Source organism: Chryseobacterium scophthalmum, assembly GCF_900143185.1.
GTDB classification, from domain to species: Bacteria; Bacteroidota; Bacteroidia; order Flavobacteriales; family Weeksellaceae; genus Chryseobacterium; species Chryseobacterium scophthalmum.
Map to the genome: position 1 here is coordinate 85311 of NZ_FSRQ01000006.1, position 22901 is coordinate 108211.

Below are 22901 nucleotides of genomic sequence, written 5' to 3' on the forward strand. Positions count from 1 at the left end.
AAATCAATATTTTAATTTTCAAACTCCTCAAACGGAATTTTAAGCTGTACTGAAACCTGCTTTTTTTCTTCGGTGTTGAGGTGTGACAATGATAGTCCCAATAATCGTACCGCTTTATCAAAAGGACGAAGCTCCCAAAGTTTTTTTGAAGTTGCAAAATACTGTTCAGGCGATGTGAAATATTCTTCCTTCGTAAAACTTCGGGTAAATAATGAAAAATCTTTATATTTTATTTTCAGGGTTAAAGATCTTCCGAGAATTTGATGTTTCTGTAAACGCTGATGAAGTTCCTGACTTAAATTTTCTAATTTTTCGTTGATCTGCTGTTCATCAAAAAGATCTTCGAAGAACGTACGTTCTACGGCAACACTTTTCTGGATGCGGTTAGGTTTTACCTCAGAATGATGAATTCCACGAACGACATTGTAATAATATTTCCCCGATTTGCCGAAAAGTCTCGTTAAATCTTCAAGAGATCTGTTTTTTAAATCTTTTCCTTTATAAATTGCGAGGCTAAACATTTTGTTGGCGGTTACTTTTCCAACGCCGTAAAACTTTTCAACAGGTAATTCTTCCAGAAATTTTTCTATTTTTTCGGGGTGAATAGTTTTTTGTCCGTTGGGTTTATTAATGTCTGAAGCAACTTTGGCTAAAAATTTATTGATTGAAATTCCTGCTGAAGCGGTTAAACCGGTTTCTTCAAATATTTTCTGACGGATTTCTTTGGCAATCTGATTTGCAGACTCAATTCCTTTTTTATTTTCGGTAACATCAAGATAGGCTTCGTCCAAAGAAAGTGGCTCTACCAAATCGGTGTATTCGTAGAAAATTTCACGGATTTTTCTGGAAATTTCTTTATAGCGTGCAAATCTAGGCGGAACGAAAATTAAATGTGGACATTTTTCTTTCGCAGTTTTACTGGGCATTGCAGAACGGACACCAAATTTCCTTGCTTCATAACTCGCTGCTGAAACAACACCACGATGACCACCGCCAACTGCAATTGCTTTTCCACGTAATTCAGGATTATCATACTGTTCCACAGAAGCATAAAATGCATCCATATCAACATGAATTATTTTGCGGAGCGGAAAAGAAAAATCCATATCACAAAGATATGGATTCTATAGTTTTTGTTAAAAAGTTCTGTGTTTAAGATTTAAAATTTAGCCTAAATTTTAACCTCAACTTTATTTTAAAAGTTTATCAATTGTTTTTTGTATTTCAGGATCTTCAGGAGAAATGGCGTAATATTTTGCAATGGCAGATTTTTGATCAATCACCATATATCGTGGGATCCAATTAAGGTCAATATAATTATTAAAATCATTTTTCCAGCCTGAAGCAAACCAGTAGTTTTCTTTTTCTTTCATATTAAATCTTTCAAGGCTGCTGTCAAATTTCTCTTTTGATCTTTCTAATGAAAAGAAAACGAAATCAATGTTCGGATTGTTTTTCTCCAGTTCTTCAGCTTTTGGCAAGGCTTGAAGGCAATCTCTGCACCAACCAGCCCAAAAATCGATAACTAAAACTTTTCCTTTATGTTGATTTAATATTTCCTGAACGCTGATGTTTTTACCATTTTCATCTTCCAGTTTCTGATTTAATGCTTCTTTTGAAAATTGAGTTTTAGAAACTTCAGGTGTTTTTTGCGCACATCCCAAAGTGAAAATACTCAACATCATAAAAGTTAACAGCTGTTTCATATGCAGATATTTATTTTTACAAATCTAAACATTGATCCGGAAATTAAAAATGAAATTGCATGAATTGGCTTAAATTTAAGAATTGAGATAATCTATAGTAAATGAAAAATCTGCAACTTTCGCCGCAGATTTTCTATTGTTTTTTACTTACATAATTCATAATCATTTGATTGAATTCTTCCTTTTTATCAATCACCACATTGATTGGCCAGTAATAGACCATATCTCTAAGATAGTCGAAAGTTTTCAGGCGTACATAATCTTTTTCGGTGGTTAGAATTAATTTGTATTCGCCCATTTTTTTGTATTCTTCGATGATATTTTTAATATCCGCATCAGTGAAATTATGATGATCTCTAAATTTCAAGTGCTTTACACGTTGCGAAAACTTTGCTAAATGTGCCAATAAAGGTTTCGGATTGGCAATTCCTGTGATCAAAAGAATGTCGTAATAATTCAGGTTATTATCCGGAAGCATTTTCTCTCTTGAATAAACATTTTCGTCATATCCAATCGATGAGAAAAATACTTTTTGACTGCGCTCCGGTTTTATTCTTGAAATATAATATTGCTTGGTTTCCTCGGTCAGTTCATCAGGACATTTGCTGACCATGATAATATCTGCTCTTTTTGCTCCAGCTCTAGATTCTCTTAAATCTCCAGCCGGAAGAAGATGATCTTTAAAGTAAGGATCATTAAAATCGGTCATCAAAATATTGAATCCTGCTTTGATGGCTCTGTGCTGCATTGCGTCATCAAGAATCAACACATCAAGATCCATATCATCGATTACTTTTTTTGCTCCGGGAACTCGGTCTTCAGAAACTGCGATTACAAAACGGTTTTTAAAACGCTCAAAAAGCTGCATCGCTTCATCACCCACAGTTTTGTAATTACTGTCGTAGTTGGTTACGTCGTATCCCTTCGTCAATCTGCCGTAACCTCTGGAAAGAACGCCTGTTCTGTAATGTTTTGATAAAGATTTTGCCAAATACATCACCATTGGTGATTTTCCGCTTCCGCCCACAGAAAGATTGCCGACATTAATAATCGGTGTCTTGAATTTCGTAGACTTAAAAATTCCCAGATCGTACATTGTGTTTCGGATGCCCGTAACCATGTGATAACCTAAGGAAAAAGGGTAGAGGTACCATCTTTTCATACGCTGACAAAAATAAGAATTTTAAAACCGTTAATTGATGTTTTTAATCAGTTTTCGAAATAAATTAACAATTTTTTTTGCCATCAAATTAAAGTATTTTTGCAGGAACGTTTAAGAAGTAAAACAAAGGACAATAATTTATCATTCCGTACATTTTATTTCTAAAATCTAATATTGATTTGCTTTGAGATATTTTATAGAATTTTCATACAACGGTAAAAATTACTTTGGTTATCAGATTCAGCCGAAAGATATTTCCGTACAGGAAGAATTAGAAAGAGCTCTTTCTACGATTTTAAGGGAAGAAATTAAAACAACAGGAGCGGGAAGAACAGATACCGGAGTTCACGCCAAGAAAATGTTTGCCCATTTTGAGACCGATCAGGTTTTGAGCGATCATCTTTCGCATAAATTGAATAGTTTTTTGCCTGCTGATATTTCAATAAAACGAATTTTTGAAGTTAGAAAGGATTTTCATGCCCGTTTTGACGCGACTTTCAGAACCTATGAATATTATATTTCTTTGGAAAAAAATCCGTTTACACAGGATTCGGCGTGGCAACATTGGAGAAAACCTTTAGACATTCATAAAATGAATGAAGCCTGCAAAATTCTTTTTGAATACGAAGATTTTACAAGTTTTGCAAAACTGCATACCGACAACAAAACCAATCTCTGCAAAATGTACAAAGCAGAGTGGGAACAAAACGGAACCGAATTGAAGTTTACAGTTTCTGCAAACCGTTTTCTGAGAAATATGGTAAGAGCGATTGTAGGAACAATGGTAGAAGTAGGTTCAGGAAAAATACAACCTGAAGATATTAGAAAAGTGATCGAAAATAAAAACCGAAATTCCGCGGGAACTTCTGCTCCGGCTCATGCGCTGTTTTTGGTGGATGTAGGCTATGAATTTGATTGATATTTAAACACAAATTTCACGAATATCAACACTAATTTTCACAAATAATTTTCGTGCTTTTGTGCTAATTTGTGAAAAATATTTGTGTAATTTGTGTTTAATTCAAAAAGCATATTAAAAAACTAAAAAACTATGATGTCAATAATTATTCTTGTGGGCGCATATCGTTATTATGCAGGTTTGGCCGAGAGATTTGGTAAAACAAAATGGCATTTCGGGCTTTTGGCGATCGGTATTTATTTAGGATTCCAGCTATTGTTTTTGTTTTCCTACGGAATGTATGTTGCTTTTACAGATCCGAATTCCTTGAATGACAATAATTACGCAGGTTTTTCTGGGATTAATATCATCAGTTGGCTATTTGCGATTGGCTGTGTTTACGGAGTGTACAGAATTCTTGAGAACAGATTCATAAAAGAAAATACTCAAAGTCCGGTTTTGGAAATTGAAGAAATAGGAAGTAAAGAGTTATAATAAATAATGGTGGGTCTGAAGTTTCAGAGTCACCATTTTAATTTTTAAAACGAATAACTATGGATGAAATCGACAAATTAGCTTTTGCCCTCAATCACTTTGCCGGACTTACAGAAGAGGATTTCAAATTATCTGAAAATTACTAGCTGCCAAAAACCTACAAAAAAGGAGATTTCTATAATCTTCGCGGCACAGTTTGTACCTATTTCGGGTTTATTATTGATGGCGTTTTCCGTTCTTACACAATTGAGGAAAAAACGGGCGAAGAGAAGAACGTTTTCTTGTATTCTGCGAATGGTTTTGTGGTTTCTTTTAAAAGTTTTATCAATCAGATTCCTTGCGATTATCATACACAAGCTTTAACAGATGCTTCCATTATATTTATTCGTTATACAGATTTACTGGCATTGTATCATCAGTCGCATCGATGGGAAAAATTCGGCAGACTTCTTGCGCAGGAGGCGTTTAATGTTACCATGTCGAGAATTGAAGGATTTATTTTAAAATCTCCCGAAGAACGATATTTAGATTTGATCAAACAGCATCCCGATATTTTTAATAATGTTCCGTTGTATCATATTTCCTCTTATTTAGGAATTCAGGGACCATCTTTGAGTAGAATTCGAAAAAGAATCTCAGGAAAATAAATTATTTTTTCCGAAGGTATATTTTATTTTTTAGGGCAGCTTTTTCCGTCTTCCACTCCCGCTTTTTTTCTGGTATTGCGAGCAAAATGAGGCAATCTTTGCAAAATTTCTCCGTCGCAATCCCAGAAAAAAGAGCTCCGTTCAAGCCGGGCTGCAGTGAAAGTACCAAAGTAAAAAGAACCAAGTAAAAAGTAAAAAGAATCAATTTAAAAATTCTGAAATATAAAAACCTCCAAACCTAAATTTCCTTAATCAAAATCAACTTTGTTGATCCCTTCAAAACAAAAAAATCTTAATTCACTTAATACCTTAATTTTTCTTAATGGTAAAAAATCTGTGAGAAAAACACTTTTCTAATAAAATTTAATTCAGTTGTTACGATTTTAACCAAGGTTAAAATTATCCTCATTTTATTCGCAGAACTTTGTCCCATAATTTAAAACCAACTAAAAATAAAAGTTATGAAAACAAAAACAATCGTATTAATTCATGGATTATTTGTGAACAATACAAGCTGGAAAGAATGGAAAACTTATTTCGAAGCAAAAGGCTACACAGTACATACACCTGCAAATCCTGGACATGAAGGAAATCCTGTTGATTTAAAGAAAAATATTCCATCAGATCTGAAAGATGTAGGTTTCGATGATGTGGTAAAATATTTATCAACATTTATCGACACACTTCCTGAAAAACCAATCATTATAGGGCATTCTTTCGGTGGATTGATGGTTCAGAAATTAATTGATATGGGAAAAGCTGTTGCTGGAGTAAGTATTGATGGCGCTCCTCCAAAAAATGTGATGGCTCCTTTTTCTACCGTGAAAATCGTTTGGCCTGTTGTAAATTTCTTCAAAGGAAATACAGCATTTTTAGGAACTAAAGAATGGTATCACAAAGCATTTTTTAATAATTATTCTAAAGAAGAAAGCGATAAGTTATATGAAGCTGTTGCTGCTCCGGAAAGCAGAAAGTTGGCAAGAGATCCGCTTTTTAAATCTTCAGCAAAATTAGATTTAAATAAACCACACGAGCCGTTATTATTTATTGCAGGTTCTAATGACCACATTTTTCCCGCAAAGTTTTCAAAGAAAATTGCAGATGCCTATAAAGACAAAAACAGTGTGGTAGATTTTAAAGAATTTGAGGGTAGAAGTCATTTTATTGCTGGTGAAAAAGGCTGGGAAGAAGTTGCTGGCTATATTTTAAACTGGCTTGAAAAACAATAATGTAAATATTTCAGAAATAAAACGATCTTGTATTTTCTCATACAATTTTACATACTTGTAAAGCCTGTAAAATTTTAAAGCCGTATTTTTGCAGAGAATTTTTTCAAAACAATTCTTTACGTCAATTTCAATAATGAAAAAACAAGATACTTGGGCAATTGTAAAAAGGCTTTTCTTCATTGGGATGAAGTTTCGTTCTTGGTTTATTTTTACCCTGATTATTTCCATCATATTATCGGTTGTTTCTACATACAGACCTTATCTTACAATGCAGATTGTAGATAATGACATCACGAAGCTTAAAGATAAAGCGCTCATGATGAAGCATATTTATGCTTTGGTTGGGTTGGTTTTTGCCGAAACGATTTTAAATTTCTTTTTAGTTTATTTTTCAAACTATATTTCGCAGAATGTTATCAGAGACATTCGTGAAAGGCTTTATAATAAGCTGATTTATTTCAGAACTGCTTTTTTTGACAAAACTCCGATCGGTCAGTTAGTGACAAGAGCTGTTGGTGATGTAGAAACTATTGCAACAGTTTATACAGATGGTTTTCTAATGGTTTTCGGAGATGTTTTAAGAATTGTCTTCGTTTTATTTATGATGTTTCAGGTTGATGTGCATCTGAGTTATATTTCTCTTGCCATTTTACCTTTAATGGTTGTGATTACAAGATTTTTCCAGAAAAGACTGAAGAAAGCTTTTGGTGATGAAAGAACCTGGACTTCTAATCAAAACTCTTTTGTGCAGGAAAGATTGGCGGGAATGCCGATTATTCAGGTGTTTAACAGACAGAAAGCAGAATTTAAAAAGTTTGATGATATTAATATCACTTTAAAAAGTGCTTTGTTGAGAACGGTTTTTATCTTCTCCTTGTTTTTTCCTGTTGTTGAATTGATTTCATCTCTTTTTATTGGTTTCGTTCTTTTCTATGGAGGTTATATTACCATCAGTGCAGGTGTTGTAATTGCATTTATTCAGTTTATTTCGATGTTGATTCGTCCTTTACGACAGATTGCAGACCGTTTCAATAATATTCAGCGTGGAATTGTTGGTGCAGAAAGAGTTTTAGGCGTGATGGATGAAGATTATGCAATGCCAAATACTGGAACTGTAAAAAAAGATCATTTCGACGGAAAAATAGAATTCAAAAATGTTCGTTTTGCTTATGACGAAAAACAGGAGGTTTTAAAAGGAATTGATTTTAAAGTTAATCCGGGAGAAACTGTGGCAATTGTCGGAGCAACCGGAGCCGGTAAATCTACGATTATCAGTTTAATTACAAGACTTTACGATATCAATTCGGGTGAAATTTACATTGATGATGTTGAGCTTAAAGATTACGAACTGTATAATCTGAGAAGTCATATCGGTGTGGTTTTACAGGATGTTTTCCTATTCCATGGAAGTATTTACGAAAATCTTGCATTTGGTGATGATGAAGTGACTTTAGAAAAAATAAAGGCCGGCGCAAAAGAAATTGAAGTTGATAACTTTATTGAAAGTCTTCCCGGAGGTTACGAATTTGTGGTGAGCGAAAGAGGTTCGTCTATTTCATTAGGACAAAGACAGCTTTTATCTTTCCTAAGAGCTTATTTATCAGATCCTAAAATCTTGATCTTGGATGAAGCTACTTCATCAATAGACCACGAAAGTGAAAAATTAATCCAGAGAGCGACCGAAAAAATTACTAAAAACAGAACATCAATTATCATTGCCCACAGACTTTCAACCATCGAGAAAGCCGATAAAATTATCGTGATGGAACATGGTAAAATCGTTGAAGAAGGTAAACATCTGGAGCTTTTAGATAAAAACGGATATTATTCTACTTTATATAAAGCGCAGCTGAGACACGAAGTTGAGGTAGAAGAAAAACAGAGTTTATAAACCGTAAGGAATTATTTCTAAATCTTTTTTCCAGCTTTCACCATATTTCTTGTTTAAATATTGTGCAACTTCCTGATTGTTCTTTTTTGCTTTTTCAGACATGAATGGAGTGATAACGCAGTTTTCATACACTACGTGTACTCCGTATTTTTCTTTGAAGCTATCATGGTTTCGTGACATGATTCCGAACTGCATAAAGTACTTTACTTTTTCATCTTTATTGGAAGTATTGTGATTTTCATTTCCCTTTTTAGTTTCTAAAATTACGGGCTCATATTGTTGTGCAGAAATTGACATTGAAGTCGCTGTAAAAATAATCAGAGAAACAGTTTTGAAGATTTTCATGGTGTTGTATTTCCCTTTTTGATGTTTAAAATTGCTTAAGGTTAAATTTTTTTCTGATTTCTGTGAAATTTTATTCATTAATAAAATTCTTTTTTAAACTTAATTTCGTTAATTGATTCAATAAGAATCAATTATGCAAACTGCGATTAAATCGCCATTTGTTAACATTGAGTTCACATTAAATTTACTTTTCATTAATAACTAAACAGTTAGGTATAGTTTTTGCAATTAAGATAAATCATTAAAAATTTACTAAACCCCATTGCTGGTTTAAATATATTTGCTAAATTTATTAAAAATTTAACCTTCTATTGAATTTTATAGGGGTTGATGATGAAAAAAATGATGATTTTCTAACTTAAAAACAAAATGTAAAGATGAATAATATTCAAGACGAATTTCAGGTCTTAAAAGATGAATTGAAAAAATTGAACATTGATGTTCAAAAAATTGTAAAAGTAGGCAACGGAAGTATGGATTTCCATGAAGTGTTTTACAAATCTCCAAGATATGAGGATGTGAAGACGGTTTATGTACAAAGACACACGATGGATAATTTGATTTCCAGATTTAAAGAATGCTATAGCTAAAAATATTAAAAGCGCCTCAGAAAATTTCTAAGGTGCTTTTTTTATGCTGAATTATTAGTGCATGTTTAAGTTTGATATTTATTTTCACCATTAAGAAATTTAAAATCATTTAACTTAAAAAAACTTAATAAAAATCAATCTATTGATTTCTTAAATTTATTTGGCTTAATTAACTAAAAATCTTAATGTTAAAAATAAGAATAAACAAAGTTTATTTAATTAAGAAATCGAAGATTCGACACAGTCAAAATTAAGAATGGTTATTGAAAAATTATTTACAAATTTAAACAGACTTTTAGAATCTATATCCTAAAGAAAAACCACTTCTGAAACCTGCCCAAGGTCCGTCTACTTTAATTCTGGCTCCATTTGCATTCGTTTCTACGGTGTAATCTACAAAAGGAACATCTAAGTTTTCAATTTCTTTTTTTAGCTGTGCCTGCATTTCGGGGGTAAGAACGATATCACTTGTCAGGCTGAAGTCTCCTTTTCCTGATCCGTAATGTGCTCCGGCAATCCAAAAATCCAAAACAAAACTATGCTGTTTATTAAGAAAAAACTGCGCACCCACCATCAAACCGCCACTGTTTCCATTAGCGTCTCCCAAACCTTTTAATGGAATTGGAATGGTTGTATTAAATGCAGTGTAATCATAAGTAAAATCAAAAGTATTGGTAGAAACTTTTGAATATCGGTAATAAGGTGCAAAATAAAATCCTTTTCCATACCCTTCACCAATGTAAAATCTCGGCTCTATGGTAAAGTTGGTTGCTTTTATTTTAAGATTTTGAAATCTTTTTTCATCCTCATCACTCAAAAAAGCATTCATAAACGGAACTTTACCTTCTGCAACGGTTCCGAAACCTACATTTACAGCAAACCAGCGGTTGATCGATCTTTCGTATGATAGATTAATATTTCTGAAAGCATATCCTGTAACATTGGTTTTAATAATATTCATTTTATCTTCCGGAATTGCCGATGCGGGTTCATAATTTACGATTTCCTGAGCTGTTGCTTCAGAAATAATGAGGTAGGAGATAATAAGAAATAGTTTTTTCATGGCTTTAAAATTTTAATTAAAAATAGATATAAAAGCGATCGTGTATGATGACAAATGAAAGAACGTAAGTTTATGAAAACATTAAATCAAAAACCGTTCTAAAATCTTAGAACGGTTGTAAATTTTATAAAAATAATTTTATTTCTTTATGAATTCTTATCTATTATAAGAGTTTGAAATAATATTAGTTAGATCTTACATTATATTTAAAAACTATTTTCTATTCTAAATGTAATATTTTTTTCACCAATGGTTCAAATACAATTCCTAATATCCAAATAATTACTGACCATATAATAAATAAAAATCGATTATTTCTTATGATTTCAAATATTCCAGATATACTTAAACCATATTGTTTTAGTAAACCTGTCTTAACTTTTAATTTGCCTTTTTCTTCAAGTAATAATATTCGATCTATTATTTCAATTTTTCTTCCTGTAGACATATGTAGTTTTAAAAAATTTTTATCTTCGAAAGCTTGTGCCTCATCAGCTCCTATCATTGCATCACGAGTGGTTATATTATTATTATGAGCTAAATTTAATAATTGTCCATTTGGTTCATGATATTCAAATTGGAAAGTGTATAAATGTCCAATAATAGATGATAAGTCAAATTTGTGATCACTAGGAATAGTTTTTGGCTTACCTCCTAAAATTTTGAATCGATTTGAAATAGCTTCAAATCCAAAATTCGTATTTCTCATATTCCAATGAATCCAATATTTATTGGAGTTTTTTTCTACAAATCGATAAAAATCGATTAGCATTTTTTTTTCTAAAGAATTGTATTGAGAATCAGTTAGGGTCGAGAGCGCATTCCCATCAATTTGTGCTTGAATATGAATTGAGAAAGTTATTATATCATTTGTACCCCTATCTTTAATACAAATTGATGTTATTCTAGGTGTTCTACCATCTAAATTGAAAAAAGATTCACAACTGTAATGAATTATTAATATTTTAGTTGTTGATTTTCTTAATATATCAATTTTTTCTTTTCCAATTTTTCTTTCTTCTAAACGGACTGATGAAATAATATTCATTTAATTTAAATGTATTAATTGCTGCTATAATAAATTAACTATTTCTTTATGAATTTAGTAGTTTCTTTTGTCGTTTTTGAACCTGAAACTTCAATGAAATAAGCAGCGGGTGGTAATTCTGAAACTTCAATTTTCCCGGATTTTACATCTGTGGTTTTAACCAGCTTTCCATCTAAGCCATAAATTTTAATTTTAGAATTTTTTGAAGTATTACCTTTTAATTGAATAAAATCCTGCGCCGGATTTGGATAAATGCTTAGTTTCTCTTTTAATTTTAAATCTGAAACTGCTAGAAAAGTTTCATTTAAAGCTTGTGCTATATTGGTGTTTTGCGGAGTTCCCTGAACAGTAATCACTGCATTGGTTGTACTTAGTAGTGGAGCTTTGTGCAGATTGTCATAATAGGCATATGTTGTATTGGCAATAGTTCCTACCGGAAAACCAAACACAGTAAGGTTGAAGTTCTGTATTGATTTTATCCTTAAAACATTTGGATACGTTTTCGTTCCGATGAGAAGAGTTCCGTAAGCGTCCGCTGAAATGGCAATGGTTCCCGAAAAATTTCCCGATCCTGCAGTTGCGCTGAATGTACCTGAAGCTGTATCGTTTTCAGAATAACCAAAAGCTGCAGGATAACCAATGAAAGTTCCGTTGTTGGTAGAAAAATTCAGCGTGGCATCCGGAGTTACCAATCCTGTAATTTCAAGTTTTGAAGCGGTTTGTTTGTAGTAAGATGTACTTCCGCCACCTGTCATTTTAATAGTCGATCCCGGAAAAGTAGAAATCTCTGTGGAACTTGGTGCAGAATAAGTTGCTGAAGATGCAGAGCCGGCTGTTAAACTTGTATTCGTAAAGGTTACATTATTACCTGTTGCAGAATTATCTACCGTTCCGTTGATATTAACATTGTTGACGATTTCACCGATAATAGGATCATTAAATGCTTTTGTAATCGTAGTTTGAGCAGATAAGAAACCTGTAGTGGAAATTAAAATAAGGAGAGTTTTTTTCATTTTTCACTTTTTATAAAGATAAATCATTTGTGAAATATTTTTCATAAATTTTTGATTACCAATAAAAAAAATCCACTCAAGTAATCTTAAGTGGACTTCTACTGTGCGTTAAACCGATATTTTAGTTACTTAAGATCATTTTACGATAAGCGTAAATATCTTCTATAGTCACTACGGTCATATTTCTTTTTTCTGCAAAATCTACAATTTCAGGAAGTCTTGCCATACTTCCGTCCTCGTTGGTCAATTCACAAAGAACAGAATCATCACCAAGGTTTGCCATTTTTACCAAATCTACACTTCCTTCTGTGTGACCTCTTCTTTCGAAAACTCCGTTTTTTCTGGCAATTAAAGGGAAAACGTGTCCCGGACTTGCAATGTGTTCTGCCAAAGCATTTTCGGCAATGGCTGCTCTGATTGTTGTAACACGGTCTTTCGCAGAAACACCAGATTCAACCCCTTCTTTGCTTCAATGGAAATGGTAAATGCTGTTTGATTTTTTGAATTGTTGGCTTCCACCATCGGACGAAGATTAAGATGTTTACTTTTCTCTTCCGAAATGCACAGACAAACGATTCCGCTGCATTCGCGAATTAAAAGTGCCATGTCTTTTTCTGTAATGGTGGAGGCGGGAAAGATGATGTCGCCTTCGTTTTCGCGGTTTTCATCATCTACTAAAAGGATGCCTTTTCCTTGTTGTAACTTTAGAAGTGCATTTTCTACACGTTCACTCGAAGTAGCTCCGAATTTTTCTAATAATTTTTCCATGTTATTTTAATTTTAAGTTAAAATACACTTCGGTACATGGAAATGAAATACAACACAACAAGTCTATCAAAATAGTCTTATTGATTGTTTCATTTTCTTCTCCCATCCAGACTGTAACTGTCGGTTTTGGAATTTCACCAAATCAGTCCTTTCGTAAAAAAGGAGTCGCGGACTGTAACCGCCGGTAGGGAATTGCACCCTGCCCCGAAGAAAACTTATGCTAAGTTTTACTGTATGTTTGTTTTAATTGTTCTTTAATTCATTAATTTTTTTGTTTAACGCACAGACTGTAAATTTCGGGAAGTTTTTTGAAATAGGGAAGAGGTTTTAATGAGAATTCACACCAACCGTATTAAAAATAAAATTCGTGTATTCGTGGCTATTTATCTTAGCTCCACAGATTGCACAGATTTTATTCTCAATTACCTGCTAAGATTTTTGTGGTTGATTGAAGTTTTGTGTTCAGCTTTTTTGCCACGAATGCACGAATTTTATTTAATATGCTATTTGCTATAATTCTTAATTTCACGCAAAGAAAAATAGAGAATTTTAAATATTGACCGTTTTTAAGGTATGCAAAGGTGTGAACCTAACAAAGAAATACAAGTATTTTGAATGGTGAGAATATTCTATGATTGTTTTTAATTCTTTGATTTTGTTAAAACTATGAATTTTAAAGAGCAGATTGTATTGCTTCTTTAAGAACTTCAATGTTGATACCATCCAGTTTTTTGAATTTTATGCAGTAGCTCGTGACGCTGGCTTTACCTATTTTTTCTCCAAATGTATTGGCTAAGTATTTTTTGTCTTCAATCCCCATAATATAAATGGAAATTCCTGTTGTATTGGCACTCAATCCGATTTTGTAAAAGTCTCGGGTTTTTCCATCAGCATATTTCATGAGATGAATTCCGTAGCCAATATTCGGATTGGAAACGGTTTTGTTTTCTTCATTTTTGCCGTCTAAAAACCATAATTTGCATTTTGGCATAAGCTCAAGAATAATCTGATGCAGATTTTCTAAATCACTGCATTTTGGTTCTTTGTGACTTGTGATATATTCTTCTATTTGTTCTTGGATGGTCATTGTGAAAATTTAGAATTTAATTTAAAGTCTAATTTATAAATTATTTTAAATCCTATGATTTGGCTCTGCAAGAACATTCATGATGTTCACTGATGTATTGAATTGATTCCATACAAAGTTCCTTTAAAATAGAAACATCAATATCAGAAAGTTTTTTTATATAAATACAGGCCTTACTCATTTTAAATTTTCCAAGATTTGGTAGTAATAATTTACTTTTTTCAGTATCGGAGTAAACGTACAGCGAAAACGCTGCTTTTCTGGGCGAAAACCCAATAACCGGCGCGTCACCTTCGTGCCCGCTTGCATATTTATAATGATAATTTCCAAATCCTATAATCGATGGACCCCACATTTTGGGTTCAGAATCAGACCATTCCTGCATCAGTTCTATCAATTGTAAACTGTCGGTTTTTTTCTGCTCATTGTCAACATAAGAATCTAAAAAATCTTTTACGTCTATCTCGGTGTACGTTGTCTTTGTTTTTGCCATAATTTCGATTGAGATTACTGTCTTAAAATCTTTTCCATTTTTCTGCCTTTTGCCAATTCGTCGACTAATTTATCTAAATACCTAGCCTGTTTTGTCAGTGGGTTTTCAATTTCTTCAATTCTGTAGCCACAGATTACTCCTGTTATAAGATGAGCATTAGGATTTAGTTTTGCATTCTCAAAAAAGGTTTCAAATGTTACTTTTTCATCAACCAGTCCCTGTAGTTTTTTAGCATTAAAACCGGTTAACCATTCTATCACCTGATGCAATTCTTCAACGGTTCTGCCTTTGCTTTCTACCTTTGTAATGTAGTGTGGATAAACCGATGAAAAGGTCATTTTCGCAATTCTCTCATTATGTTGGGGTGTCGGTTTCATGTTTTTATTTTATTAAGGTTCCGTTTTGATGTAGAATAATTTTTTCATTTTCTTCGACTTCAAGAGTGATGTCGGGTGTATTTTCTTCTCCAATAATATTTCTGTAAACTTTATAGATATAATTCCCATTGGTAAAAGTAATAACGTGATTTCCGCCACTTCCCTGAAAATCCAATTCTCCATTGTTCAGAATGAGGTCGGGTTTTGACGATTCTTTTTTACTTATTTTCCAGGAAGCATATCTGTATTTTTTGTTTTCTAATTCGTCAATTCTAATCAGATATTTCTTAGTTTTTATTTTGTAAGTCGGGCTTTCGAAAGTTTTTAACGAACTGTGTACATTTTCTTTTTCCTTATCGATAAGCTCTTTTCTCAGCTTTTTTTCAAAATCACTTTGATAGTTTACCGCAATTATTTTTCCTTCATCACTGTCTATCCATACAGTTCCGTTATTGAGCATACTTCCCCTCCAACCAACTTCTGACCATTGTTTGAGTTTTGAATCAGCAATTTCATTAATAAGTAACTCGTCAAAAACTTGATTGAAACGTTGTTTAAACTGTTCTCTATTTTTAATTTCCGGAATCGGATATTCTCTTCTTAGGGGAAAATTCACATTTTGTGAAATGTCTTCAATATTTTTCTTTTTAAATAAATCAATAACATAGTTGATGTTGGCAACTTTAATGGTATCAATTTTTTTAATTTGAGAAAAGTAAATTTGAGAAACGAGTACAATTAAAAGTAATAATCTGAATTTCATTTTATAGTTAATAAATCTGTATTTACAATTAAACCTGTTGTTAGTCAATTGTTTTAAAGTCAATTAAATAAGGTTTAAGTCTTACTCCATTTTCTTTTCTAAAATTGCTGGAAATCAAAATTTGATAGTGCTGATTAGGTTTCAGATCGGCTTCAAATGTCCAAGATTTTCCATCTTCACTAAAAAATCTTTCAGGTCTAATTTTAGGGCAGTGATCTTTTCCAAGAGGTCCATAATCTAACCCTGTGTTGTGTTTTAATAAAGATTCAGAAAAGGAAATTGTAATTTTTGTAAGACCTGATTTTACATTTTGGCTGCCATTTTCAAATGGTAATAATTTTACAACTGTCGGTCTTTGTTTTTCGTAATCGCTATTTAATTCTTCTAAAGTTTTTGGCAATAATTTGGTTAAATCAACAATACATTCAACTTCTTTTTCATTGGTGTAGTCAAGCTCAATAAGCTCTTTAACTGCTTTTACTTTGTCTTTTGAAAGGTTATAATAGCGTTCGCAAATTTCATAACCAATATAATATCCTAAATCTCTTACTTTTAATTCATTTTTATTCTCTCCCCAAAGCCAATTGTAATTATTATTGATGATAAACAGATCAGATACAAATTTATCAACAACGATTTTTTGATTTGCTTTTCCGAATTCAATGGCAGGTGCATCAGATTTTGTATTGGTAACTTTGCAGGAAATAAACTCTGCAACCCCTTCATACAAACACATCGAAAGTAAATTTTCAACTAATTCTTTTTGTTGGGTATGGATGTATTCGTGGGTACACAACAAAGGCAGTTCATGAAAAGGATTTTGATTTTTATAGAAGTTTTGTCGCCAAGTTGGAAACTCATCGATGATGGTGGTTTTATCTGCTAATGACAGTTCACTTCCAATTAAAACCCTGTTTCCATCAATTGTTCCCCCTGTTCTGAAAGCACCAAATGAAAAATAAATTGTGGCAGGTTTTAAATCAGGATATGCTTTTTTAAGCTTCTGAATATTTGCATTTATTTTCGGGTAAAGACTTTTTACTTTTAAGGTATTGGGTTTTAATGAAGACCAGAATTTTGGATATTGTGTCATCCAGCTAATAAATTCTTTTTCTGAATAGTTGCGAACTTTAATCAGACTTTTTAGTCCGGGAGTTCCTTTATCAAGATAAAGATTTTTTAATAGCTTATATTGCTGAGCACTGTCTTTGGTAGCATTTATTTTGTCATAAGCAGTCCAAAAATTATCAATGTCTGTCGATACAAAAACCTGTTTATTTTTTTGTGCAAATGTAGCCGTTGCTAAACATAAAATGATTATCAAACTAAGCAGTTTCTTCATATTGTATTTAATAATTTTCAGGTTGCTTCAACCCAACTAAATTAAACAAAAATGCGAAATAGGAGAATATTGTCCGGAGAAAACATTTTTATTTTATTTTAAGCTCGTTTAAATACTTCCGGATATCTTTTTCTAATTTAAAAGGATATTCATAATCTAACTTTTCCGACAATTCAGTTCCGATTTCTGAAACTAAATCAGCCATTGCCAATAAAGCTGTCCAATTATCTTTTATATTACTTCCTGAAAATGTTTGCTCTGTTTTCAGCCACATTTCATGGTTTAGATATTTTTTAAAAAGCCTTCCGTATTTATTGGTTGTTATGTTCCAGTTGTGCTTACTTGCGATATACCATTCGATGAGAGGAATTAGATATTCAGTTCGGATATTGGTTTCCGACATAAATTTTGCATAAAATATTTCATTTCTTGCTAGACATTTTGCAACGTAAGTTGTGTCCCACCAAAAGTCATTGAGAATATGTTGGAACTCTTCTTTTGATGGTTTTTTGATGATGGAAACCTGAAAGCTGGGTTTCTGCATTTCCTTTGTTATTTCTTCTTTGTCGATTAGAACTTTATAGCCAATATCCCAATCTTCAGGTAATTCTTTCAGTTTTACTTCTTCCAGAAACTTGTCTTTGCTGAATAGTTTAAAATCAACTTTTACATGATCATCATACAAAATCATTTTCATTGCATGTTTTCCATCGAAGCTATTTTCATCTTCTTCAATCATCGTAATTGGATTTCCAAAATGATGTGTCCAATTATTGTCTGAAATATATTGTGTATTATTTTCAAAAATAAGTTCAATATCTAAATCACTAAATTCATCAACAGACGCAAGAGGATTTATAAGTGAACTTGTGAGTAAAACCGCTCTTACATCTTCGTTATTTTCTGACCAATTAATAATGGATTTTAATTTTTCTTCTCTGGCTTTCATTTTAAGTGAAATGATTTAGTGCAATTTTTTTTACGTTAGTTTTTTCGATAGAAACTTCTTTTCTATGCGTCTTGATTAATCTGAAGTCATTTTTATTGTTTTAAGCCATCTTTCAACCAGAACTTCCCAATCTGCAATTGGCAGTTTTTCCCAATTTGGAATTTTTTGTGCAGATTCTTTCAATCCAAAAGCGTGACCTCCTTCCGAATAGATATGATATTCTGCATGAACGCCTGCTTTGTGTAATGCCATATAATAAACCAAAGAATTTTCAATTTTATCAATGTTATCATTTCCGGCCTGCAAAATAAAGGTAGGCGGAGTTTCGCGATCAACCGGAATCATTGGATTTAATTCATAAGGTTTTGTGGTATGAAATGTCATATGTCCAGGATAAAAAACAATTCCGAAGTTGGGTTTACAGCTTATATTATCAAATTCATCCGTCAAAGGATAGGCTCTTTCTCTATAATTGGTGCTCAAATCTGCAACCAAATGTCCACCTGCAGAAAATCCCATCACTCCAATTTTATTTGGATCAATATTCCATTCTTTTGCTCGTGCACGAACCAAGCCTAAACTTCTTTGTGCATCTTGTAAAGCCAAAGGTTTTACGGGATCTTTTTCACAATCGCATTCTTCGTTATAATGCGGACCAGAAGCTGGAACTCTGTATTTTAATAATATTCCTGTAACTCCGATTGAAGCGAGCCATTTACAAATTTCTGAGCCTTCAAGATTAATCGCAAGTTTGTTGTAACCTCCACCCGGATAAACAATAACAGCAACGCCTGTATTTTTTCCTTTGGGAGAGAAAACTGTCATGGTTGGTTTTGAGACATTTGTCGCCATTCCATCATTATAGGATTCGGTACCTTTAATAAGTTCAAAATCCGGAATTGATTTATTCCAAATCGGGATTTCTTGAGGTTCGGTTTCAATCTTATCAGCTACTTTAATATTATTGCTTTCTGTTTCTTTCTCTGTCTTTTTATCCTGACATGAATTAAAGATAAAGCCAATGCAATTAAACATTAAAAATACTCCAAAATTTTTCATATAATTTTTTGTTTGTGTCTTGCTTTTCAGTGATTTGTTATAAATCAAATTTACATTTTACATCAATACGAATATTTTAAAAACAAAAAAACCGTCCAGAAATCTGAACGGTTTATAAAAATTCTTAAGAAACCTTTTCTACACGCTGATTTTTTATCATTAAAATAAATTATTTCAGTTGTTTGTTTGTACTTAGTTCATAATTGGTACGTCTGTTTCTTTATAAATATTCCAGAAATTATAATCTGTCATTGGTGCGTCGGTGATTCCTATATTTCGTCCCATCGTTACAATTTGCCCTCTGTGATACGTTCCGTGTAAAATGATATGCTGAATGTATTCATATTTTGAAAAATCACACTGAAACCATTGTGAGTCAATTTTTACATTTTTTATAAGATCTTCTTCAGATAAACTTTCTACATACTCCATTAGTTTTCGAGAGTTGTTTCTGATAGCATTGAAAATTTCTTCTTTACCGGTTGTTGCTGAAGTGGCAGCAAAATCAAAATCATCATTTTCTCCGATATGACTCCACCAATATTCCTGTGTTTGCCAAATGTGATGCAATGTTTTTAAGATTGTCGGAAAGCTTGAAATAACTTCCTGATTAAGTTGTTCATCAGATTTTGTAGAAAGCCAGTCGATGTACTTGTTAACAACCCAATTGTTGTACTGAGCGGTGTGAGTCATTAAAGTTTTTAGATTCATTGTGAAATATTTTATAGTTTGGTGTTATAAAATTAATAAAAAGTGTTTGATTTTTATTAAAACAAAAACCGCTTTATTTAAAGAACGGTTTCATAGTATTCTGGTTACTATTTATTTACAAATTGATATTCAATTTCATTTTCTTCAAGATCTCTCGTTTTAACAAAACCAACTCTGTCAAAAAGTTTTATTGCGTTACTGTTATTTTTGTCTGTAATCGCAATTACTTTTGTAAGACCCATATAATTAACACCAAATTCGGCAGCCTGTTTCATCGCTGTGGTCATAAAACCTTTTCCATGAAATTCAGATTTCAAAATACAACCCAGTTCTCCCATTCCATGATCAAAGCCACGATAATAACTCAAAGTTCCCATAATTTGATTGGTTTGTTTATTGGCAATTCCCCAATGAATTGATGAACCGTTTTGGTAATCCAGATTAATTCTCTCCTGCATTTCTTTTGCATTTTCAACATTCAAAGCAGGCATTGCATCATAGAAAGATATTTCAACAATATCTTTAATATCATCATTTTGAATTTCTCTCAAAATGATGGTTTCGGAAACAATTTCCGGGAATTTATCGTAAGGTGGAAGGTTCATTTACTTTTATAATTGGGTGATTTTTTACTCATAAATATTGATTGCTTTTATTTAGCTTTGCAATCTTCTTCATTTATAGTGTCTGAAACAATGGCTTTATGGAAATATTTTGTTGTATGTTTTTACTTTATTTATGTGACATTATTATTTCTTTTATTTTTTGTGCTATGATCACCGATGCTATTGGTGACCAATGAGTATCATCAAAATAGTAAATGTCTTTTTTATTTTTTAATTCCTCTGTCAATATTTCTTTTGAGTTGATGCAAATGTATTCTTTATTAAGCTTTTTGAAGTTATCAAAAAATATAGGCTTCGTCAGATTTTGCTTATCAACAATATAATCATAATAGATATCGTATTTATCTGGTGAAGGTAAAAATATAAGTGTTATATTTTTTTCTTTAAGTTTTTCTGAGATGTTGTTTAAAATTCTGTTGAGTTTGATTGCATTTTCAGGTAAATTGTTTTGCCTGGTATTATTCAAGTCTTTATAATAAAAAAGTAACTTATTTGAATTATTGCTAAATAATGATTTCGTATTTAATTCAACATTATAAACTTGTTCATTTGATAAATAATTTTTGTCTGTGAAGTATTTCAAAGCGTAATAAGGAAATCTTAAAGTTGTACGGGAAAAGAAATTGTATTCTTCTTTGTTTTGTTCGGGTTTATGATTTGTAACTATCGAATCTATTTGATGAATGTCAGTTCTGGATTTATTGTTTATATTTTTTACGTCATCAATTAAATCTCTTTCTACACCTTGTAAAATCACATATTGAACATTATAGGTATCAAAAAAATTACCATTGGACAATTCAACCAATTTTTGAATCTGATTGTTTGAAATAAAGCGGTCAACGTGCAGAATACTGAAATCATTGGCTAAAACATTTTGATAACCACTCTTTCCCTGTTCTGAAAACGAATCTCCAATAGTCAGTATTTGATATGTTTTCGCTTTCGATTTTGATAGCTCAGTAAACTTCATTTCATGGTTGTAGGATGTGAAATTTTGCCGATATTTTTTATCTGTAGAGGGAATGAATCCTATACGCAATAAGTCTCCAGCATTAACTGTGAAAAACAAAAACGTAATGATGTATAAAACCAAGAAGGGTATAATGAAGATTGCCGTTTTTGAAATAAATCTTTTCATAGATTAAAACTGAAAATAAATAAACTGTTGATCTTTTCCTGCAAACCAAAATATTGCAATGATAATAGCATAATACATTGCATATCTTAACGAGCTTTTCCATTTTGTTCCCAGCATTGCAATAGCGTATTGCTGTTCTCTGCCCAACCATTCAATAATAGTAAAAATAATAATAAGAATGATAATAATAAGAACGGGAAAATGGGGTGTAATAGTTGGAATAGAAAAAAGAGATTTAGAAAATATACCTGAAATGTACGAAAGTGCGTGTGTTATATTTTCTGCTCTGAAAAATATCCATGCAAACACAGCCAAAGTAAAGGTTATGGTCATTTGAAAAAACTCTTTTACTGTGGGCAATAAATTTCCCTGTGCTACTGTTTCTAAATTATTACGGTTGGTTTTCATGATAATAGATGGCAAAATAAAAAGAGCATTTAATGCTCCCCAAACAATAAAAGTCCAGTTTGCACCGTGCCAAAAACCACTTACAATAAAAATAATAAATGTGTTGCGGATACGCATCCAGTTTCCTCCTTTGCTGCCACCTAATGGAATGTATAAATAATCTTTGAACCACGAAGAAAGCGAAATATGCCAACGCCTCCAAAATTCTGCAATGTCTCTTGAAAAATAGGGGAATGCAAAATTTCTTAATAAATCTATTCCAAAAAGTCTTGCAGTTCCTATAGCAATATCAGAATATCCAGAAAAATCTCCATAAATCTGAAAGGCAAAAAAAATAGCTCCTAATGCTAAATTACTTCCGGATTGATCAGCAGAATTGTTGAAAATTTGATTGGCAAACTCAGCACAATTATCAGCGATAACTATTTTCTTGAAAAGTCCCCAAAGTATTTGCTTTAAACCGTCGACGGCTTTTGTGTAATCAAAAGTTCGTCTTTTTTTTATTTGTGGTAGTAAATGGGTTGCTCTTTCAATGGGTCCGGCAACAAGTAAAGGAAAGAAACTCACAAAAACGGCATAGTCTACAACATTACTTTCTGCTTTAATTCTACGTTTATAAATATCGATCACATAAGAAAGCCCGTGAAATGTGTAAAAAGAAATACCAACCGGAAGAATTACTTTTAATGTCCAAGGGTTGACTTGCAAACCGACATAAGAAATTGTTTCGGCAAAAGATTCTGCAAAGAAGTTGTAATATTTAAATATACCAAGAAATCCAAGATTTACTGCTACGCTTAGCCAAAACCAAAATCGTTTTCTTTTTTGATTGTTTGCATCCTGCATTTTCAAGCCTGTAAAATAATCTAAAAGCGTAGAAAACATAAGCAAAAATAAAAAACGCCAATCCCAGCAAGCATAAAAAAAGTAGCTTGATAAGAGTAATAATATATTTTGAAGTTTGAGATTTTTATTTGTTAAAAACCAATAAAGCAGAAATACTACGGGTAAAAATATTACAAAGCCTATTGAGTTAAAAAGCATCTTTTTATTTTATCTGTTTTTTAGTTTTTTTACAAATTTAGTTTGT

The 22901-nt window shown here is 32.1% G+C and carries 24 protein-coding genes, 1 pseudogene and 1 riboswitch; of the genes and pseudogenes, 6 read left to right on the forward strand and 19 right to left on the reverse strand.

Annotated elements, in window-relative coordinates:
- Positions 1-11: 11 nt before the first annotated feature.
- The 3 genes from dinB to lpxK all read right to left on the reverse strand — a co-directional run bounded on the left by dinB (position 12) and on the right by lpxK (position 2868).
- Entirely contained in the window at positions 12-1106 is a 1095-nt protein-coding gene (gene dinB / locus BUR17_RS19865) for a DNA polymerase IV (protein WP_074232236.1), read from the reverse strand.
- 84 nt (positions 1107-1190) lie between these two features.
- Positions 1191-1706, reverse strand: a complete 516-nt coding sequence (locus tag BUR17_RS19870) for a TlpA family protein disulfide reductase (protein ID WP_074232237.1) — start codon at positions 1704-1706, stop codon at positions 1191-1193.
- A gap of 133 nt (positions 1707-1839) precedes the next feature.
- On the reverse strand, positions 1840-2868 hold the full coding sequence (gene lpxK / locus BUR17_RS19875) for a tetraacyldisaccharide 4'-kinase (RefSeq protein WP_074232238.1): 1029 nt from the start codon (positions 2866-2868) through the stop codon (positions 1840-1842).
- A 184-nt stretch (positions 2869-3052) separates the two neighbouring features.
- Here lpxK and truA point away from each other — a divergent pair, with 184 nt between their 5' ends.
- The 5 genes from truA to BUR17_RS19905 all read left to right on the forward strand — a co-directional run bounded on the left by truA (position 3053) and on the right by BUR17_RS19905 (position 8028).
- Positions 3053-3787: a tRNA pseudouridine(38-40) synthase TruA gene (gene truA / locus BUR17_RS19880; RefSeq protein WP_074232239.1), complete on the forward strand. Its 735-nt coding sequence runs from the start codon at positions 3053-3055 to the stop codon at positions 3785-3787.
- A 132-nt stretch (positions 3788-3919) separates the two neighbouring features.
- On the forward strand, positions 3920-4261 hold the full coding sequence (locus BUR17_RS19885) for a hypothetical protein (RefSeq protein WP_074232240.1): 342 nt from the start codon (positions 3920-3922) through the stop codon (positions 4259-4261).
- A gap of 281 nt (positions 4262-4542) precedes the next feature.
- Entirely contained in the window at positions 4543-4908 is a 366-nt protein-coding gene (locus BUR17_RS21110; protein WP_228418880.1) for a Crp/Fnr family transcriptional regulator, read from the forward strand.
- 461 nt (positions 4909-5369) lie between these two features.
- Positions 5370-6137 (forward strand): alpha/beta hydrolase, encoded by a 768-nt coding sequence (locus BUR17_RS19900; protein WP_084550830.1) that lies wholly within the window; start codon positions 5370-5372, stop codon positions 6135-6137.
- A gap of 133 nt (positions 6138-6270) precedes the next feature.
- Positions 6271-8028 (forward strand): ABC transporter ATP-binding protein, encoded by a 1758-nt coding sequence (locus tag BUR17_RS19905; RefSeq protein WP_074232243.1) that lies wholly within the window; start codon positions 6271-6273, stop codon positions 8026-8028.
- On the opposite strand, the gene BUR17_RS19910 is transcribed toward BUR17_RS19905, so the two are convergent.
- Positions 8023-8451 carry an FEKKY domain-containing protein gene (locus BUR17_RS19910; protein WP_074232244.1) on the reverse strand — a complete coding sequence of 143 codons (429 nt, stop codon included), beginning with the start codon at positions 8449-8451 and terminating at the stop codon, positions 8023-8025. The genes BUR17_RS19905 and BUR17_RS19910 overlap by 6 nt on opposite strands.
- A 299-nt stretch (positions 8452-8750) precedes the next feature.
- On the opposite strand from BUR17_RS19910, the gene BUR17_RS19915 reads away from it, so the two are divergent.
- The gene (locus BUR17_RS19915; RefSeq protein WP_066679427.1) at positions 8751-8963 is read left to right on the forward strand and encodes a hypothetical protein; all 213 of its coding nucleotides are present in this window, start codon (positions 8751-8753) and stop codon (positions 8961-8963) included.
- 295 nt (positions 8964-9258) lie between these two features.
- On the opposite strand, the gene BUR17_RS19920 is transcribed toward BUR17_RS19915, so the two are convergent.
- The 15 genes and pseudogenes from BUR17_RS19920 to BUR17_RS19990 all read right to left on the reverse strand — a co-directional run bounded on the left by BUR17_RS19920 (position 9259) and on the right by BUR17_RS19990 (position 22855).
- Positions 9259-10026: a DUF3575 domain-containing protein gene (locus BUR17_RS19920; protein ID WP_074232245.1), complete on the reverse strand. Its 768-nt coding sequence runs from the start codon at positions 10024-10026 to the stop codon at positions 9259-9261.
- Positions 10027-10246: 220 nt separating this feature from the next.
- On the reverse strand, positions 10247-11074 hold the full coding sequence (locus BUR17_RS19925) for a hypothetical protein (RefSeq protein ID WP_074232246.1): 828 nt from the start codon (positions 11072-11074) through the stop codon (positions 10247-10249).
- A gap of 38 nt (positions 11075-11112) precedes the next feature.
- Complete coding sequence (locus tag BUR17_RS19930; protein ID WP_074232247.1) at positions 11113-12087, reverse strand: T9SS type A sorting domain-containing protein; 975 nt, start codon at positions 12085-12087, stop codon at positions 11113-11115.
- Between the two features lie 121 nt (positions 12088-12208).
- A pseudogene (gene ribB / locus BUR17_RS19935) lies at positions 12209-12855 on the reverse strand (3,4-dihydroxy-2-butanone-4-phosphate synthase).
- Positions 12856-12945: 90 nt separating this feature from the next.
- Positions 12946-13071, reverse strand: a riboswitch (FMN riboswitch).
- Positions 13072-13528: 457 nt separating this feature from the next.
- Entirely contained in the window at positions 13529-13942 is a 414-nt protein-coding gene (locus BUR17_RS19940; protein ID WP_074232248.1) for a DUF1801 domain-containing protein, read from the reverse strand.
- A 52-nt stretch (positions 13943-13994) separates the two neighbouring features.
- Entirely contained in the window at positions 13995-14435 is a 441-nt protein-coding gene (locus BUR17_RS19945) for a DUF1801 domain-containing protein (RefSeq protein WP_074232249.1), read from the reverse strand.
- A 14-nt stretch (positions 14436-14449) separates the two neighbouring features.
- Positions 14450-14812 (reverse strand): DUF2200 domain-containing protein, encoded by a 363-nt coding sequence (locus BUR17_RS19950; protein ID WP_074232250.1) that lies wholly within the window; start codon positions 14810-14812, stop codon positions 14450-14452.
- A gap of 4 nt (positions 14813-14816) precedes the next feature.
- Positions 14817-15575, reverse strand: a complete 759-nt coding sequence (locus BUR17_RS19955; RefSeq protein WP_074232251.1) for a hypothetical protein — start codon at positions 15573-15575, stop codon at positions 14817-14819.
- A 40-nt stretch (positions 15576-15615) separates the two neighbouring features.
- On the reverse strand, positions 15616-16917 hold the full coding sequence (locus BUR17_RS19960; protein WP_074232252.1) for a DUF2268 domain-containing putative Zn-dependent protease: 1302 nt from the start codon (positions 16915-16917) through the stop codon (positions 15616-15618).
- 88 nt (positions 16918-17005) lie between these two features.
- Positions 17006-17866, reverse strand: a complete 861-nt coding sequence (locus BUR17_RS19965; RefSeq protein WP_074232253.1) for an AadS family aminoglycoside 6-adenylyltransferase — start codon at positions 17864-17866, stop codon at positions 17006-17008.
- Positions 17867-17941: 75 nt separating this feature from the next.
- Positions 17942-18925, reverse strand: coding sequence for an alpha/beta hydrolase (locus tag BUR17_RS19970; RefSeq protein WP_143747631.1), 984 nt, complete (start codon positions 18923-18925; stop codon positions 17942-17944).
- 192 nt (positions 18926-19117) lie between these two features.
- Positions 19118-19636, reverse strand: coding sequence for a DinB family protein (locus BUR17_RS19975; RefSeq protein WP_074232254.1), 519 nt, complete (start codon positions 19634-19636; stop codon positions 19118-19120).
- Between the two features lie 107 nt (positions 19637-19743).
- A complete protein-coding gene (locus BUR17_RS19980) occupies positions 19744-20241 on the reverse strand; it encodes a GNAT family N-acetyltransferase (RefSeq protein WP_074232255.1) in 498 nt (165 codons plus the stop codon).
- A 127-nt stretch (positions 20242-20368) separates the two neighbouring features.
- Positions 20369-21403, reverse strand: a complete 1035-nt coding sequence (locus BUR17_RS19985) for an alginate O-acetyltransferase AlgX-related protein (RefSeq protein ID WP_084550833.1) — start codon at positions 21401-21403, stop codon at positions 20369-20371.
- Positions 21404-21406: 3 nt separating this feature from the next.
- Positions 21407-22855, reverse strand: a complete 1449-nt coding sequence (locus tag BUR17_RS19990) for an MBOAT family O-acyltransferase (protein WP_074232257.1) — start codon at positions 22853-22855, stop codon at positions 21407-21409.
- Between the last annotated feature and the right edge of the window lie 46 nt (positions 22856-22901).

What these genes read in the sequence shown, in the direction of transcription:
- BUR17_RS19945 (WP_074232249.1), bottom strand. Translation starts at nt 14,435, where the DNA reads ATGGCAAAAACAAAGACAACGTACACCGAGATAGACGTAAAAGATTTT.
- dinB (WP_074232236.1), bottom strand. Translation starts at nt 1,106, where the DNA reads ATGGATTTTTCTTTTCCGCTCCGCAAAATAATTCATGTTGATATGGAT.
- BUR17_RS19930 (WP_074232247.1), bottom strand. Translation starts at nt 12,087, where the DNA reads ATGAAAAAAACTCTCCTTATTTTAATTTCCACTACAGGTTTCTTATCT.
- BUR17_RS19985 (WP_084550833.1), bottom strand. Translation starts at nt 21,403, where the DNA reads ATGAAAAGATTTATTTCAAAAACGGCAATCTTCATTATACCCTTCTTG.
- BUR17_RS19940 (WP_074232248.1), bottom strand. Translation starts at nt 13,942, where the DNA reads ATGACCATCCAAGAACAAATAGAAGAATATATCACAAGTCACAAAGAA.
- BUR17_RS19950 (WP_074232250.1), bottom strand. Translation starts at nt 14,812, where the DNA reads ATGAAACCGACACCCCAACATAATGAGAGAATTGCGAAAATGACCTTT.
- BUR17_RS19955 (WP_074232251.1), bottom strand. Translation starts at nt 15,575, where the DNA reads ATGAAATTCAGATTATTACTTTTAATTGTACTCGTTTCTCAAATTTAC.
- BUR17_RS19885 (WP_074232240.1), top strand. Translation starts at nt 3,920, where the DNA reads ATGATGTCAATAATTATTCTTGTGGGCGCATATCGTTATTATGCAGGT.
- BUR17_RS19990 (WP_074232257.1), bottom strand. Translation starts at nt 22,855, where the DNA reads ATGCTTTTTAACTCAATAGGCTTTGTAATATTTTTACCCGTAGTATTT.
- BUR17_RS19980 (WP_074232255.1), bottom strand. Translation starts at nt 20,241, where the DNA reads ATGAACCTTCCACCTTACGATAAATTCCCGGAAATTGTTTCCGAAACC.
- BUR17_RS19960 (WP_074232252.1), bottom strand. Translation starts at nt 16,917, where the DNA reads ATGAAGAAACTGCTTAGTTTGATAATCATTTTATGTTTAGCAACGGCT.
- BUR17_RS19915 (WP_066679427.1), top strand. Translation starts at nt 8,751, where the DNA reads ATGAATAATATTCAAGACGAATTTCAGGTCTTAAAAGATGAATTGAAA.
- BUR17_RS19925 (WP_074232246.1), bottom strand. Translation starts at nt 11,074, where the DNA reads ATGAATATTATTTCATCAGTCCGTTTAGAAGAAAGAAAAATTGGAAAA.
- lpxK (WP_074232238.1), bottom strand. Translation starts at nt 2,868, where the DNA reads ATGAAAAGATGGTACCTCTACCCTTTTTCCTTAGGTTATCACATGGTT.
- BUR17_RS19870 (WP_074232237.1), bottom strand. Translation starts at nt 1,706, where the DNA reads ATGAAACAGCTGTTAACTTTTATGATGTTGAGTATTTTCACTTTGGGA.
- BUR17_RS19920 (WP_074232245.1), bottom strand. Translation starts at nt 10,026, where the DNA reads ATGAAAAAACTATTTCTTATTATCTCCTACCTCATTATTTCTGAAGCA.
- BUR17_RS19910 (WP_074232244.1), bottom strand. Translation starts at nt 8,451, where the DNA reads ATGAATAAAATTTCACAGAAATCAGAAAAAAATTTAACCTTAAGCAAT.
- BUR17_RS19975 (WP_074232254.1), bottom strand. Translation starts at nt 19,636, where the DNA reads ATGAATCTAAAAACTTTAATGACTCACACCGCTCAGTACAACAATTGG.
- BUR17_RS19905 (WP_074232243.1), top strand. Translation starts at nt 6,271, where the DNA reads ATGAAAAAACAAGATACTTGGGCAATTGTAAAAAGGCTTTTCTTCATT.
- BUR17_RS19970 (WP_143747631.1), bottom strand. Translation starts at nt 18,925, where the DNA reads ATGAAAAATTTTGGAGTATTTTTAATGTTTAATTGCATTGGCTTTATC.
- BUR17_RS19965 (WP_074232253.1), bottom strand. Translation starts at nt 17,866, where the DNA reads ATGAAAGCCAGAGAAGAAAAATTAAAATCCATTATTAATTGGTCAGAA.
- BUR17_RS19900 (WP_084550830.1), top strand. Translation starts at nt 5,370, where the DNA reads ATGAAAACAAAAACAATCGTATTAATTCATGGATTATTTGTGAACAAT.